Below are 14,247 nucleotides of genomic sequence, written 5' to 3' on the forward strand. Positions count from 1 at the left end.
CTGACCTACTTCTTGGGCTTGTCGCTCGCGGCGTCGGTGGACAACGCGGCCACGAAGGCCTCCTGCGGAACCTCGACCCGTCCGATGGTCTTCATCCGCTTCTTGCCTTCCTTCTGCTTCTCCAGCAGCTTGCGCTTACGGGTGATGTCACCGCCGTAGCACTTGGAGAGCACGTCCTTGCGGATGGCCCGAATATTCTCGCGCGCAATGATTCTCGATCCGATGGCCGCCTGCACCGGCACCTCGAACTGCTGGCGCGGGATGAGCTCCTTGAGCTTGCTGGTCATCTTGTTGCCGTACGCCGAGGCCGAATCCTTGTGCACGATGGCGCTGAACGCGTCGACGGCCTCGCCCTGCAAGAGGATGTCGACCTTGACCAGATCGGCTTCCTGCTCGCCGGCCTCCTCGTAATCGAGGCTGGCATAGCCGCGGGTCCGCGACTTGAGCGAGTCGAAGAAGTCGAAGATGATCTCGCCGAGCGGCATGGTGTAGCGCAGCTCGACCCGCTCGGGCGAGAGGTAGTCCATGCCGCCCAACTCGCCGCGACGCTGCTGGCACAGCTCCATGATGGTGCCGATGAACTCGCTGGGCGCGATCACCGTGGTCTTCACCACCGGCTCAAAGACGCTGCGCACCTTGCCTTCTGGCCAATCGGACGGATTGGTGACCACCATTTCGGTGTTGTCGTCCTTGATCACGCGGTACACCACGTTGGGCGAGGTCGAGATCAGGTCCAGGTTGAACTCGCGCTCCAGGCGCTCCCGGGTGATCTCCATGTGCAGCAGACCCAGGAAGCCGCAGCGGAAGCCGAAGCCCAGCGCCACCGACGTCTCGGGTTCATAGGTCAGTGCGGCATCGTTGAGCTGCAGCTTGTCCAGGGCCTCACGCAGCACCGGATAGTCCGAGCCGTCCACCGGGTACAGGCCCGAGTACACCATCGGCCGCGGTTCGCGGTAGCCGGTCAGCGCCTCGGTCGCGCCGTGTCTGGCCGAGGTGACGGTGTCACCCACCTTGGACTGGCGGACGTCCTTCACGCCGGTGATCAGGTAGCCCACCTCACCGACGCCCAGCCCGTCGGAGACCTTCGGCTCCGGCGAGACGATGCCGACCTCAAGCAACTCGTGCGTCGCCCCGGTGGACATCATCTTGATCTTCTCGCGGGGGTTGAGCTTGCCGTCCACCACGCGCACGTAGGTGACCACACCGCGGTAGATGTCGTAGACCGAGTCGAAGATCATCGCCCGAGCGGGCGCGTCAGCGTCGCCGACCGGCGCCGGGATCAGTCGCACCACTTCGTCGAGAAGTTCACGCACCCCTTCGCCCGTCTTGCCGGAGACCCGCAGTACATCGCTCGGTTCACAGCCGATGATGTGGGCGATCTCGCCGGCGTAGCGGTCTGGGTCGGCAGCCGGGAGGTCGATCTTGTTGAGCACCGGGATGATGGTCAGGTCGCGGTCCAGCGCCAGGTACAAGTTCGCCAGCGTCTGCGCCTCGATGCCCTGAGCGGCGTCGACCAGCAGCACGGCGCCCTCGCACGCCTCCAGCGCCCGGGACACCTCGTAGGTGAAGTCGACGTGGCCGGGGGTGTCGATCAGGTGCAGCACGAAATCTTCGCCGTTGACCTGCCAGGGCAGTCGCACGTTCTGGGCCTTGATGGTGATGCCGCGCTCGCGCTCGATATCCATCCGGTCCAGGTACTGGGCGCGCATATCGCGGTCGGCGACGACCCCGGTGATCCCCAGCATCCGGTCGGCCAGCGTCGACTTGCCGTGGTCGATGTGGGCGATGATGCAGAAGTTCCGAATCTGCGCCGGCGCAGTGAACGTCTTGTCGGCGAAACTGCTGATGGGAATCTCCTGGTGGTGCGGGTCTTGGCGCATTGTGCGCGGCTACCAGGGTATCGAGCCGCGGCCCGTCCGGCACAATCGCACCGGTTCGAACTCACCTATGCTCGAACCCATGGCGCCGCAGTGGAGGACGATTCAGCGCTTCGCCGAGCATCTGGTGTTCGATGAGGCGCCTCGCCTGATCCATAACCTGCAGCAGCCTGATGCGCTGTCGCGGACCCTGCAGCAAGGACTGCGGCTCGGCATCGAAGTCGGCCTGACCGCGTTGGGCGTCACGCCGATGCCGGGTCAGGCCGCGATCACGGCCGGCAGACCCGTGACCCAGACCGTGGTGCCCACCGCACAACGGGCCCGGCGCGTGGTGTACGCCCCAGACCTGGACGGCCGGGCCGACCCTGGCGAGATCGTCTGGACCTGGGTGGTCTACGAGGACGACCCCAGCCGCGGCAAGGACCGCCCGGTGCTGGTGGTCGGGCGCGATCGCAGCACACTGTTGGGGTTGATGCTGTCCAGCCAGGACCGCCACCAGCACGACCCGGACTGGGTCGGCATCGGAGTGGGCAACTGGGACTACGAAGGACGGGCCAGCTGGGTGCGCCTGGACCGGGTGCTCGATGTACCCGAGGAAGGCATCCGCAGAGAAGGCGCGATCTTGGAGCGGGAGCGGTTCGAGGCCGTCGCCATCCATCTGCGCACCCGCTTCTCCTGGAGCTGACCCCCGGCAGGACTTCTTCCCCCGCAAAACCCAACAGCCCTACAGGGATTCGAAGCCCGCCGCCGCCGGAACATCCATCCGGACCAGGTCATATACATACGACCGATCGCCTTTGAAGCTCACCCACACCCCCTCCGGTGGAAGATCGCCATGGCCCGGATTGCCGAACGGGCGACTCGACACCGCGCCGGCCCGGTTGCACACCACCCAGCCGAAGTCCGGGAGTCGCCGGCACCAAATATCGAGGTCGACCCGCTTGAACGACGGAAAGCCATGAGCCTCGCCGTCGTGGACAAACTCGTAGGTCAAACCGTCCACCCGCCGCACGAACCGAACGCCCAACATCACGTCATCCTCAACGACAGTTACCCGCAACCACAACCTCGAAGCCCGACTATCGACCCAAACGACCCGGACGTGGGAAAATGTCATCGGGTGTGGTCAGCACGCCTCAGGTAAGCAGTGCCGGGGAGGAACCGTGCATCACGCCGCCGAGCAACGGGTCGCCGCTGCGGTGTTGAGTGCGTTTCTGTGGGTGGCCGGTCCGACCGTCGCCACGGCCGTTGCCAATCCAGGTGGGGGCCACGGCAATGGTGGCGGTGGCTCTTCGCACGGCGGATCCTCGGGTGGCGGTAACGGTCACGGGAACTCCGGCTCGTCCGGCAACGGCGGTTTCGGGAACGGAAACGGAAACGGAAACGTCGGGAGTGCAAACGTCAGCGTCGCCAACGGGAATGGCAACGTGAACGGGAACGGCGCCAAGGTGAATGGCTCGACCGCTTCTTCCGCTGCTGCCCCTGCGCCCTCCAAGGTTTCCGCCCAGACCAATTCGTCGGCCGCCAGCGGTTCAAGCAACGGGGTGCAGCCGCACCAAGGCACCTTTCAGCAGCCGTTGGTCACGTTCGGCGATGGCCGCAACGCGACGGCCCAGCTACCCAAATCGGAGTCGGTCGCCGTGCAGGTCGACGCGGCACCTGCCCAGATGGTCGCCACGGCATCAGGTGAGCTGACCCGCACTTCCATTGACATACAGGGTGATTCGCGTAAGTCCACCGCCAATCGCGAGTTGTCGGCGATCGCCCGCGACATCCTGCCGTTGTGGGAGGCGGCGGAGCCACATAACCTTCGCGACGCGTATTTCGGCCTGACCGGACTGGTGCTGATGCCGTTGGCCGGGCTGTGGGTCGGATACCGGCAGGCACGCGCCCAACGCGCGGCCGAGCAGATCACCAGGAAATGACCACACCTACATTGCCCGCGCTGTCCGCGCCCTACCGTGGCTGCCGCCACATCGGGATCAGACTCGGTCCACCATGCGGCAACGCGATCTCACCCGTGACCTCGAAACCGAATCTCTCGTAATACGGCACGTTCACCGGATTGCTCGACTCCAAGTAGGCCGGCGCGTACTCCGCGTCGCAGCGGTCGAGCCGGGACCGCATCAACGCCTGCCCATATCCCCCGCCGCGGACCGTCGGATCGCTACCGATGACGGCGAGGTACCAATGCGGCTCCTGCGGGTGATGTTTTCTCATCAGCTCATCGGCTGCCTGGCCACGCAGCACGGCGGTGCCCAACGCCATCAGCATGACCGGCCCCAACCGGATCATGTCGGCGAACGAAGGTGGCCGGCGGCCGGGCGGATCCCACAGCGTGGCGGCGCCGAATCCCGAGGCCGAGGGAGCGACCTCGACACCGCCGCGCGCCAGAAACTGGTGACGGGCAAGCGCCGCGAAAAGTCGGGGTAGTCGGCGTTGCCGGACATCGTCGTCGGGAAACATCCATCGCATCACCGGATCGTCGAAGAACGCTCGGCCCAGGGTCTGCGACAAGGCCCCGACATCCGCGCCGGTGGCGGGACGCGTCGATATCTCAGGCATGCCTCCACCTTCTCGCGAGCAAGCGTGTCTGTGCACGACATGCCGGGATTTCCTGACATTGTTCGCCCGCCTCTCGTCAGCCGCAAGTGACCGCGGTCGGAACAGAACACGCCCTGGCTGCGTTGCACCCGAGAATCTGGCTGCGCTCGATATTGTGCTTACGCCGCAACAACTTTCGGATCTCGATGCGGCGGGCGCCGCGGTGTCGGGCGCACGGTACGCGAACATGTCCTCGGTCGCCGCCAGCCGCGAATAAGCGGGCCGCTCGACCGAGCTACGGGGTTTGGGTGATGTAGGCCTGCAACTGCTGCTGCTCGATCTCCAACTGCGCCATCCGCGACTTGACCACGTCACCGATGCTGACGATGCCGGCCAGCCTGCCGTCATCGAGCACGGGCACATGACGTACCCGGTTCTCGGTCATCAGCGCGGCCAGATGGTCGACGGTGTCCTGCGGCGTGCACGTCGCGACGACCGTCGTCATGATCTCCGATACCGGCTGACCCAGCAGGCTGCCACCCCGCTCGTGCAGTTTGCGCACCACATCGCGCTCCGACACGATGCCCACCAGTCCGTCCGGGCCGACCACCACCATCGCGCCGATGTTCATTGCGGCCAGCCCCGCCAACAACTGAGACACCGGGGTCTCGGGAGCGATCGTCGCCACCGCTGCACCCTTGTTGCGCAGTACGTCCTCAATCCGCATCACGCACCTCCGGCTGGTGATCTACCTCACACCATGCTAGACGGACGACGTCGCACCGAAGGCACATGCGCTCGGCAATTCCCCGGGTATACCTGGATCATGATCGAGGTCACCCTGCTGGGCACCGGCAGTCCCACCCCCGACCCGAACCGCGCCGGACCTGCCACTCTCATTCGCGCCGGCGACCAAGTACCGATGCAGCGCGTCCGAGACATCTGCGACTACCGCTCCTCCGTGCAGGAGGCCGCCGCCACCGCGGCCCGTGCTGGAGTCGGCATTCTCATCCTCACCCACCACGTGCCCGGCATCGCACCGGGCCAAGAGGACCAGTGGCGTGCACTGGCCGCGACGGAGTTCAGCCGTCAGATCGAACTGGGCGACGACCTGCACCGGGTCGAGGTGCACCCAGGCGTGTGCGTCAAGCCAGGCGGGTGATTTCGACGACGACGTCCAAGTCCGTCGACCCTTCACCCGAATAGATGCCCTTGAGCGGCGTCACGTCTGAATAGTCCCGCCCCACACCGACACTGACGTACTGCTCGGTGATCTCGGTGTCGTTGGTGGGGTCGTAGTCCCACCAACCCCCGGTCCACGCCTGCACCCAGGCGTGGCTCTGGCCCTCGATCGTGTCACCCACTTCGGCCTTGCGCTGCGGGTGCAGATAACCGGACACATAGCGGGCCGGGATTCCCATGCTGCGCAACAGGATCAATGTCAGGTGCGCGAAATCCTGACAGACCCCCTTGCCTTCACGCAGGGCATCGAGCCCTGATGAGTGCACTCCGGTGGTGCCCTTGACATACTCCAACTCCGTGTGGACCCAGTTGGCCGCGGCGATCACGGCCTCCTGTGGGTCGTAGTACTTGATGATCCGCTGGCCCACCCGCTGTAGCCGCTTGCTCTCCGGCGTGTAGCGGGTCGGGACGAGCACCTCATCGAATCGGTCCCGGACAGCAGCCGACGCCAGGCCGTCCCAACTCACCAATTCCGAAGGCATCTCGCCCTTGTCGGTCTCCACCACCGAGGACGAGACCACCTCCAGCTCGGTGTGCGGAGCGTGCAGGTCGAACGCCGTCACCGCGGTACCCCAGTAGTCGATGTACCGGTACGAGCGGGTCGCGGGTGTGGTCTCGACGCGATTGAGCACGACGTTCTGCCGGGAATCCGACCGCGGCGTCAGCCTGGCTTCATTGAACGACGCGGTCACCGGGGACTTGTACGCGTAGCCCGTCGCATGGATAACCCTCACGCGCCACATCAGATCTCACCCTCCTCGATGACCGATACCGCGTGCCCGGCGTCAGTCCATGCCACCCACGGCGCTGCGTGAAAGTACTCCAGCGCCAATGCTTCTCCGACCTCACGACAAGTGTGCTGCAGACCGGCAAGACGTTCCTCCAGCGACTCCAGCAGCACGCCCGGACGCATGAACTCCAGCTCACTGCGGGCCCGGCCGAGGAGTCGCTGCGCTTCACCGGTGGCACCGATCCGATCGTGTGGACGGTGGTGCAGCTCATCGAGATGCAATTCGGCGAGCCGCAGCGAATAGAACACCGATCGCGGAAACAGCCTGTCCAGCAACATGAATTCCACGACCCGACCGGCGTCGAGGACACCCCGGTAGGTGCGCAGGTAGGTGTCGTGGGCGCCGGCCGAGCGCAGCACTGTCACCCAGGCCGGTGACGACGCACTGTCACCGACGCGGGCCAGCAGCAGGCGCACCGTCATGTCGACCCGCTCGATCGCCCGCCCCAGCACCATGAACCGGTAGCCGTCGTCGCGGGACAACGTGGAATCCGCCAGGCCGGCGAACATCGCGGCCCGGCCCTCGACGAAACTCAAGAATTCGTGCGGCCCAAGGCGCTTGGCAGACCGCTCACGTTCTGGCAGGCCGTTGTAGGTGGTGTTGAGACACTCCCACATCTCGGTCGAGGTGACTTCGCGGGCACCGCGGGCGTTTTCCCGTGCCGCCGAGATCGAGTCGACGATCGAGTTACCACCTTGGGTCCCCCGACTGAACGCCACCAGATCGGTCAACGACCACATGTCCAGCGCCGACTTCGGTGACTCGATACCCAAGACCCGCAACAACGTTCGCGAGGCCTGGTCCGGATCGACGCTGGAATCCTCCAGCAGCTGATGCACCGCCACGTCGAGAATGCGTGCGGTGTCGTCGGCCCGTTCGACATATCGGCCGATCCAGTAGAGCGATTCGGCGTTGCGCGCCAACATCAGTGCATCACCCCCTGCTGCTGCTGCTGACTCGACTGGACGGCCTGCTGCTGCGGCGAGGTGTCGGGAGCCTGGTCCGCCTTGGATCCCTTGGGCGGCAACGACCGAACCACCTCAGCGGCCGCCAACTCGCGGTCCGCCGCCGAGGACTTGGACGCCAGTACCCAGGTGTCCTTGGATCCGCCGCCCTGGCTGGAGTTCACCACCAAGGAGCCTTCCGGCAATGCGACGCGGGTCAGTCCACCGGGCAGCACCCAGACGCTGTCGCCATCGTTGACCGCAAACGGCCGCAGATCCACATGCCGCGGAGCGAGCGTGTTGTCGATCTGCGTGGGCACCGTCGACAGTTGCACCACCGGCTGGGCGATCCAGCCACGCGGATCGGCGCGAATCTTCTTGGAAATAATGGCGATTTCCCGTTCCGAAGCGTCCGGCCCGAACACGATGCCGTAGCCGCCGGAACCCTCGACCGGTTTGATGACCAATTCCCGCACCCGGTCGAGGACTTCCTCGCATTCCTCGCCCAACCAGCACCGATACGTGTCGACGTTGGCCAGCAGCGGCTTCTCACCCAGGTAGTACTCGATGATGGTCGGCACATAGGTGTAGACCAGCTTGTCGTCGCCGACTCCGTTGCCGACCGCGCTGGAGATCACGACGTTGCCCGCGCGGGCCGCGTTGAGCAGGCCGGCCACGCCGAGCACCGAGTCGGGCCGGAAATGCATCGGGTCCAGGAAGGTGTCGTCGATGCGGCGGTAGATGACGTCGACCTGACGTTCGCCCTCGGTGGTCCGCATGTAGACCACGTTGTCGCGACAGAACAGGTCGCGCCCCTCGACCAGTTCGACGCCCATCTGCCGGGCCAGCAGCGAATGCTCGAAGTAGGCCGAGTTGTAGACGCCGGGCGTCAGCACCACCACCGTCGGGTCGGCCTCGTTGGAGGCTGCGGCATTGCGCAATGCCCGCAGCAGGTGCGACGAGTAGTCGCCGACCGCGCGCACCCGATGGGTGGCGAACAGGTTGGGGAAGACCCGGGCCATCGTGCGCCGGTTCTCCATCACGTAGGACACCCCGGACGGCGAGCGCAGATTGTCCTCCAGCACCCGGAAGTCGCCCTTGTCGTCGCGGACCAGGTCGATGCCGGCGACGTGGATGCGCACCCCGTTTGGTGGAACGATGCCGGCGGCCTCCCGATGGAAATGCTCGCAGGAAGTCACCAGCCGACGCGGGATCACCCCGTCCCGGAGGATTTCCTGGTCGCCGTAGATGTCGTCCAGATACATCTCCAGCGCTTTGACCCGCTGGGTGATGCCTTTTTCCAATTTCGCCCACTCGGCAGCCGAGATGACCCTGGGCACCAGGTCCAGCGGGAAGGGTCGCTCCTGACCGGACAGGGAGAAGGTGATGCCTTGGTCGATGAAGGCTCGGCCCAGCGCATCGGCCCGAGAGGCCAGCTCCGAGGCATCCGAGGGTTCCAGTTCGGCAAAAATGCCCTTGTAGGGTCCGCGCACGTTGCCTTGGGCGTCGAACATCTCGTCGAAGGCATCTGCATACTTGCCGACGCTGTTGTATCCGTCGAACACACCCTCGTAGCGTTTGGCCGGCTTGCGATTGGTACGCGAAGGTCGTGTGGCGCCGTTGGGTAGTGCGCGGATGCTCATTCCAGACATGCTGCATCAACCTGGCCGTTTCGGCAGGCCGAAGCGTTACACGCCGGTAAGCTCATGCGGTCGGCACAGGTTGCGCTTTGGGGATTTCGCCCGCGCGCTGGTAGCCTGAACAGTCGCTGCCCGCTGACGGGCACACACAGACTTAAGCAAGACCCAAAGCATCACGGATTTAGAAGGAACTGACGCGTGGCCAACATCAAGTCGCAGGAAAAGCGGATCCGCACCAACGAGCGCGCCCGTCTGCGCAACCAGTCGGTGAGGTCGTCACTGCGTACGGCCATCCGTGGCTTCCGCGAGGCCGTCGAGGCCGGCGAGAAGGACAAGGCCACCGAGCTGCTGGTGGCGACCACCCGCAAGCTGGACAAGGCCGCCACCAAGGGCGTCATCCACAAGAACCAGGCCGCCAACAAGAAGTCGGCGCTGTCCCTGGCGCTGAACAAGCTCTGAGCCACTAGCTCCAACCAACCGCGGTCCGGTTCACCGGGCCGCGGTTTTGTTGTGCCCGCGGTAAGCCGATCGACGGCTCAGCCCTGTGCCGGATTCGACGGCTCAGCCGTCGGCCAACTCCGCGACCCGGCGCACCGCACGCTCCAGCGCGTAGTCCGCGCTCGCGGCGGCGCCTTTGACATCGGCGTTGAGCATGGCCACCACGCGTAGCGCCTCGGCCACGCTGTCCCGGCTCCAACGACGCGCCTGCTTCTGCGCTTTTTGAATGCGCCACGGCGGCATGCCCAGTTCACCGGCCAGTCGGTAGGGGTCACCCGAGGTGCCGCCCACGCGGGCGATGGCGTGCACGGCCTCGGCCAGTGCATCAGCCAGCACCACGTGTGGCTCTCCACCGACCATCGCCCAGCGCAGTGCTTCGGCAGCACCGCTCACGTCACCGGCGACCGCCTTGTCGGCGATATCGAAGCCCTTCACCTCGGCCTTGCCGCTGTGATAGCGGCGGACCGCGGCGACATCGACCAGACCTCCGGTGTCGGCGACCAATTGCGAACACGCCGCCGCCAACTCGCGCAGATCGGATCCGATCGCATCGAGCAGTTCGGTGACCGTGTCATCGCCGACCTTGACCTTCAGTGCTCGGAACTCATTCCGGACGAAGTCGGCCCGCTCGGCTGCCTTGGTGATCTTCGCGCACGGATGCAACTGGGCGCCAAGCTTTTTCAGCTGATCGGCCAGGGCCTTGGCCCGACCGCCACCGGAGTGCACGACGACCAGCATGGTGCCGCCGGGCAGATCCGCTGCGGCACCGGCGATCAACGCAACCGCGTCCTTGCCCGCCTCGGCAGCGGACTCCAGCACCACCACCCGTTCCTCGGCGAACAGTGACGGGCTGAGCAATTCGGCCAATTCGCTGGTGGACACCTCACCGGCCCGCATGCGATCGACCGGCACGTTGTCATTGCCGGCCAGCTTGCGCGCGCTGCGCAGTACCTCGGCCACTGCACGCTCGACCAGCAGGTCCTCATCGCCCAGCACCAGGTGCAACGCCTCGGTCGTGTTACTCACGTGTCGATCGTTTCACGTCGGGCCGACGCGGGCGGACACGGTTGGGACCGCCAGGCGTCGTCGGGTCCCGCCGCCGGTCTACACGGCAGGTTCTTGCTGTGTCGTGCAGTGAATTCCACCGCCGCCCGCGGCAATCGCGTCGATGTTGAGCTGCACAACGCGCCGGTCCGGGAACAGGTGCTCCAGCTGCTGCCTGGCGGCGCCGTCGGTGTCCGGGTCGCCGAATTCGGGGGCGATCACGGCACCATTGCAGACGTAGAAGTTGATGTAACCCGCGGCGAAGTCATCGGATTGGTAGCCCGGCCGGATCGAGCCCGGCGCTTCCAGCGTGACGACGTCCAAACGACGGCCGTTGGCATCGGTCGCTGCCCTGAGGATCTCGAGATGGCGGGCCGTCACGTCGTGGTCGAATGAGTTCGGGTCGGTGTCCAGTCCGGCGACCACGACCCCCGGGCGCGCGAAGCGGGCGTAGAAGTCCGTGTGCCCGTCTGTGATGTCTTTGCCGGCGATTCCGGGCAACCAGATGATCTTGCGGACGCCCAGCAGCCGACCGAGTTTGGTTTCCACCTCGGCCTTCGATCGCCCGGGATTGCGGTTCGCGTTCAGCACACAGCTTTCGGTGATGATGGCGGTCCCGTCGCCGTCGACCTCGATGCCTCCGCCCTCGAGCACCAGGTCCGTGTGCAACGATTCGACACCCGCGTGGGCGGTGACCGCGTCCGCCACCTGAGCATCGTGGTCGAAATCCTGCTTGCCGCCCCACCCGTTGAAGTTGAAGTTCACACCGGCCTTCACCCCGTTGCCTGTTACGAACACCGGTCCGGTGTCGCGCATCCACAGGTCGTCCAGCGGCGCCTCGACCAGCTCGACCGTGGATCCGACCAGGTCGCGCGCCACGGCATGGTCTGCTGGACGGACCAGCATCGTGACGGGTTCGAATTGCGCGATCGTCTGCGCGATGGTCGCCAGATCTCGGCGGACCTCCGCCAGCAGTGAGCGGCCCCAGATCGTCTCACTGGCACCGAACGCCATCCACGTTCGCTTGTGCCACTCGCCCTCGTCCGGCATTCGCCAGGTGCGCTGATCCTGATCCGCGTTGTGTTCGCCATCCGATGGCGCCGGGTCGGTGCACCCGGCCGCCATCAGCGCGCCGACAGCTGCCGCGCCGGACCGAAAAAACTGTCGCCTCAGCATGTTGCGCCAAACCTATCTCGGCCAGACCGCCACGCCAAGGCTCACGCGGGAACGCGATACTCAGAGATCGGGCCCGTTGTCGCGGATCGACCGTCGGCGCCAGATGATCACCCCCACCACCGCCGCACCGGTCGCCGTCGCGAGCAGCATCGCTCCGCCCCAGCCCGACGGAACGCCTACCGCCGCACCGGGAATCGCCGCGCTCACGCGGGCCACTTCGAGCAGCCACCACAGCTCCGGACCCGTGAACCGGATCAGCAGCTGTGCGCCTGCAGGCCAGAACCAGCCGATCGCTGCAGCACCGGTACCCACGACGGTGATGGGCGTAATCACCGGCGCGACAAGCAGATTGGCCAGCACCGATACCAGGCTCAGCGTGCCGGAGATCGCCGCCACCAGCGGTGCGGTCACCAATTGCGCCGCAATGGCCACGCAGATCGCATCAGCGAGCACCTTGGGCCAGCCGCGGGCCACCAGCCCACGTGACCACACCGGCGCGATGGTCACCAGGGCGCCGGTGGCCGACACCGACAGCGCGAAGCCGACATCGACGGACAACTCGGGCGAGATGACCATGAGCACCAGCACGGTCGCCGCCAACGCCGGGATCGCCTGCCTGCGGCGACGCGCCAAGATGCCGAGCAGCATGACCGAACCCATTGCGGCAGCGCGTAACACGCTGGGCGACGGCTGCACCACCATCACGAACGCGAAGAGCGCCACTGCGGCCAGTCCTACCGCCACGCGCGGTCCGACCAGCACAGCAGAGAGCAGCACCGCCCCGCAGACGATCGTCACGTTGGCGCCCGACACCGCGGTCAAATGGGTAAGCCCAGCACGTTTGAACGCCGCCGTGGTGGCGGTCTCGACGCCCGATGTGTCGCCGAGCACCAACGCCGGCAGCATGGCCGCCTGATCCGGCGGCAGCCCCAGCCGAGCAGCGTCGGCGAAATCGGACCGCACCTGCGCCGCCGCGCGTTGCGCAGTCGACGCGGTACCCAGCCTGGGCTCCCCCACCGCGGCCAACGTCGCCACCGATAGATCGCGACGCTTCGGCCGGCCGACGCGGGCCCGGAAGGCCATCGGGCGGCCCGCGCTGACCTCCGAATATCCGATCGCCGGCGTGAAAACCATGACCCGCCCCGATGATTCGGCGTTCTGCACCTCGCGCAATGTCGCCGAGAACATCAGCCGGCCGCCCGCGATCGGTCGCGGTGATTCGGCGGGCGAGGCGACGATCGAGACAGTGTGCCCGAACTGCGAGGCCAATGCGTGCGTGCGCACGGCATGCAGGCGTAGCGCGACCACGATCGCAAACGCCGCACCGACCACAGCCACGGCAAGCACAGCGGCCCAGCTCACGGCGCCGGCCCAACGTCCGACCGCGGCCACCACGACCACAACGACGAGCCCCGCCACCCCGGCCGCCCATGGTCCCCAGAACAACCCCGCCGCAGTGACCAGCCAGCAGCTCAGCGCGGCAGGCACCAACCGCAGGTCGGTTCGGACCGGTTCTGCTGTGGTCACACACGGACCAGTGCCCGTAGCTTCTCCAGGCGCCCGGGCCCGATACCGTCGACCTCACCCAACTGATCGACGCCGGTGAATCGACCGTTCTTGTCCCGCCACGCCACGATCGCCGCGGCGGTGACCGGACCGACTCCGGGCAGCGCGTCCAGCTGATCGGCTGTCGCAGCATTCAGGTCTACCAATCCCGTTGGTGCTGAAGTGGTTCCGCCGCGGCCGTCGGGTGCGGTGGAGTGAGACGGCCGAACCGCACTGCCCGCAGTGGTATGTACTCCCAGCGGCGCCGGAACACCCACCAAGATCTGCTCACCGTCAGCGACCCGTCGTGCCATGTTCAAGCCAACCAGATCTGCTCCGTCCAGGGCACCGCCGGCCGCCGTCAGCGCGTCGGCAATCCGTGCGCCTCCGGGCAAGGTGACCAACCCTGGCTTGTGCACCAACCCAACCACACTGACCACGACCTCTTCGGCCCCTTTGGGTGCCGAGGCCGACGGCGCCGGCGGGCCCGACGCAGACGAAACCATCTGTACCGGAGGTAATTTCGCTGCCGCTACCGGCGGCTGGTCGTCGCCGAGCACAGTGAACACCGTGACCAGCACGGCCACCACGCCGACCGCGGCCAGCGCGATGGCCCCGGCCCGTCCCGGATCAGCCCGGACAGCTGCCAACCAGCCGGCCTTGCCGGAAGCGGTGTCGGGTAGCCATCGCGACAGCGTGGTGTCGTCATCGGGTTCGTCCGGCACATCGCTGCCGCTCAGCGCGCCCAGACGCTGCTGCGCCCGTCCCGCCGCTGTTTCGGTGGTCATGTCCGAGACGCTAGGCGGCTCCCACGACGCGGCACCACGCTCCGGAGATCGGTGAGCGGGTAGCTGTGGATGAATCGCAGACTGTGGAGAATCAGTTGCCCTGGTCCGCGGGTAGACGACCGGCGGCATAGTGTCTACTCAGTGTCGGAAACGGCAGC

The 14,247-nt window shown here is 66.3% G+C and carries 14 protein-coding genes and 1 pseudogene; 4 read left to right on the forward strand and 11 right to left on the reverse strand.

The annotated features are described in order from the left end of the window. Nucleotides 1-5: 5 nt before the first annotated feature. On the reverse strand, nt 6-1,880 hold the full coding sequence (gene lepA, locus ABIA30_RS22715) for a translation elongation factor 4 (RefSeq protein ID WP_370069601.1): 1,875 nt from the start codon (nt 1,878-1,880) through the stop codon (nt 6-8). A 67-nt stretch (nt 1,881-1,947) separates the two neighbouring features. On the opposite strand from lepA, the gene ABIA30_RS22720 reads away from it, so the two are divergent. Next, nucleotides 1,948-2,562 carry a type II toxin-antitoxin system PemK/MazF family toxin gene (locus ABIA30_RS22720; RefSeq protein ID WP_370069603.1) on the forward strand — a complete coding sequence of 205 codons (615 nt, stop codon included), beginning with the start codon at nt 1,948-1,950 and terminating at the stop codon, nt 2,560-2,562. Between the two features lie 39 nt (nt 2,563-2,601). Here ABIA30_RS22720 and ABIA30_RS22725 read toward each other — a convergent pair whose 3' ends face one another. Continuing rightward, nucleotides 2,602-2,907 carry a hypothetical protein gene (locus ABIA30_RS22725; RefSeq protein ID WP_370069605.1) on the reverse strand — a complete coding sequence of 102 codons (306 nt, stop codon included), beginning with the start codon at nt 2,905-2,907 and terminating at the stop codon, nt 2,602-2,604. Nucleotides 2,908-3,040: 133 nt separating this feature from the next. Here ABIA30_RS22725 and ABIA30_RS22730 point away from each other — a divergent pair, with 133 nt between their 5' ends. Then, nucleotides 3,041-3,802 carry a hypothetical protein gene (locus tag ABIA30_RS22730; RefSeq protein ID WP_370069607.1) on the forward strand — a complete coding sequence of 254 codons (762 nt, stop codon included), beginning with the start codon at nt 3,041-3,043 and terminating at the stop codon, nt 3,800-3,802. Nucleotides 3,803-3,833: 31 nt separating this feature from the next. Here ABIA30_RS22730 and ABIA30_RS22735 read toward each other — a convergent pair whose 3' ends face one another. Both ABIA30_RS22735 and ABIA30_RS22740 read right to left on the reverse strand, forming a co-directional pair. Next, on the reverse strand, nt 3,834-4,442 hold the full coding sequence (locus tag ABIA30_RS22735) for a GNAT family N-acetyltransferase (protein ID WP_370069609.1): 609 nt from the start codon (nt 4,440-4,442) through the stop codon (nt 3,834-3,836). Between the two features lie 274 nt (nt 4,443-4,716). After that, nucleotides 4,717-5,148, reverse strand: a complete 432-nt coding sequence (locus ABIA30_RS22740) for a CBS domain-containing protein (RefSeq protein WP_370069611.1) — start codon at nt 5,146-5,148, stop codon at nt 4,717-4,719. A gap of 186 nt (nt 5,149-5,334) precedes the next feature. Here ABIA30_RS22740 and ABIA30_RS22745 point away from each other — a divergent pair. After that, nucleotides 5,335-5,583, forward strand: a pseudogene (locus ABIA30_RS22745) (ribonuclease Z); the annotation flags it as partial. Here the strand turns inward: ABIA30_RS22745 and ABIA30_RS22750 are convergent. The 3 genes from ABIA30_RS22750 to ABIA30_RS22760 are packed head-to-tail and all read right to left on the reverse strand — an operon-like array spanning nt 5,567 to nt 9,041. Beyond that, entirely contained in the window at nt 5,567-6,406 is an 840-nt protein-coding gene (locus tag ABIA30_RS22750) for a transglutaminase domain-containing protein (RefSeq protein ID WP_370069613.1), read from the reverse strand. The pseudogene ABIA30_RS22745 and the gene ABIA30_RS22750 overlap by 17 nt on opposite strands. After that, entirely contained in the window at nt 6,406-7,380 is a 975-nt protein-coding gene (locus tag ABIA30_RS22755; RefSeq protein ID WP_370069615.1) for an alpha-E domain-containing protein, read from the reverse strand. The genes ABIA30_RS22750 and ABIA30_RS22755 overlap by 1 nt, the downstream gene beginning before the upstream one ends. Next, nucleotides 7,380-9,041 carry a circularly permuted type 2 ATP-grasp protein gene (locus ABIA30_RS22760; protein WP_370069617.1) on the reverse strand — a complete coding sequence of 554 codons (1,662 nt, stop codon included), beginning with the start codon at nt 9,039-9,041 and terminating at the stop codon, nt 7,380-7,382. The genes ABIA30_RS22755 and ABIA30_RS22760 overlap by 1 nt, the downstream gene beginning before the upstream one ends. 195 nt (nt 9,042-9,236) lie before the next feature. Between ABIA30_RS22760 and rpsT the strand changes: the two genes are divergently transcribed. After that, nucleotides 9,237-9,497 (forward strand): 30S ribosomal protein S20, encoded by a 261-nt coding sequence (gene rpsT, locus ABIA30_RS22765; RefSeq protein ID WP_370069619.1) that lies wholly within the window; start codon nt 9,237-9,239, stop codon nt 9,495-9,497. A 102-nt stretch (nt 9,498-9,599) separates the two neighbouring features. On the opposite strand, the gene holA is transcribed toward rpsT, so the two are convergent. From holA to ABIA30_RS22785, 4 genes are all read right to left on the reverse strand, one after another. Continuing rightward, entirely contained in the window at nt 9,600-10,562 is a 963-nt protein-coding gene (gene holA, locus ABIA30_RS22770; protein WP_370069621.1) for a DNA polymerase III subunit delta, read from the reverse strand. A 78-nt stretch (nt 10,563-10,640) separates the two neighbouring features. Further along, on the reverse strand, nt 10,641-11,756 hold the full coding sequence (locus tag ABIA30_RS22775) for an agmatine/peptidylarginine deiminase (protein WP_370069623.1): 1,116 nt from the start codon (nt 11,754-11,756) through the stop codon (nt 10,641-10,643). A 60-nt stretch (nt 11,757-11,816) separates the two neighbouring features. Next, nucleotides 11,817-13,283 (reverse strand): ComEC/Rec2 family competence protein, encoded by a 1,467-nt coding sequence (locus ABIA30_RS22780; RefSeq protein ID WP_370069625.1) that lies wholly within the window; start codon nt 13,281-13,283, stop codon nt 11,817-11,819. Further along, nucleotides 13,280-14,089, reverse strand: a complete 810-nt coding sequence (locus tag ABIA30_RS22785) for a helix-hairpin-helix domain-containing protein (RefSeq protein WP_370069627.1) — start codon at nt 14,087-14,089, stop codon at nt 13,280-13,282. Before ABIA30_RS22785 ends, ABIA30_RS22780 begins: the two co-directional genes overlap by 4 nt. Nucleotides 14,090-14,247 lie beyond the last annotated feature (158 nt).

It is taken from the genome of Mycobacterium sp. MAA66 (genome assembly GCF_041261665.1).
GTDB lineage: Bacteria > Actinomycetota > Actinomycetes > Mycobacteriales > Mycobacteriaceae > Mycobacterium.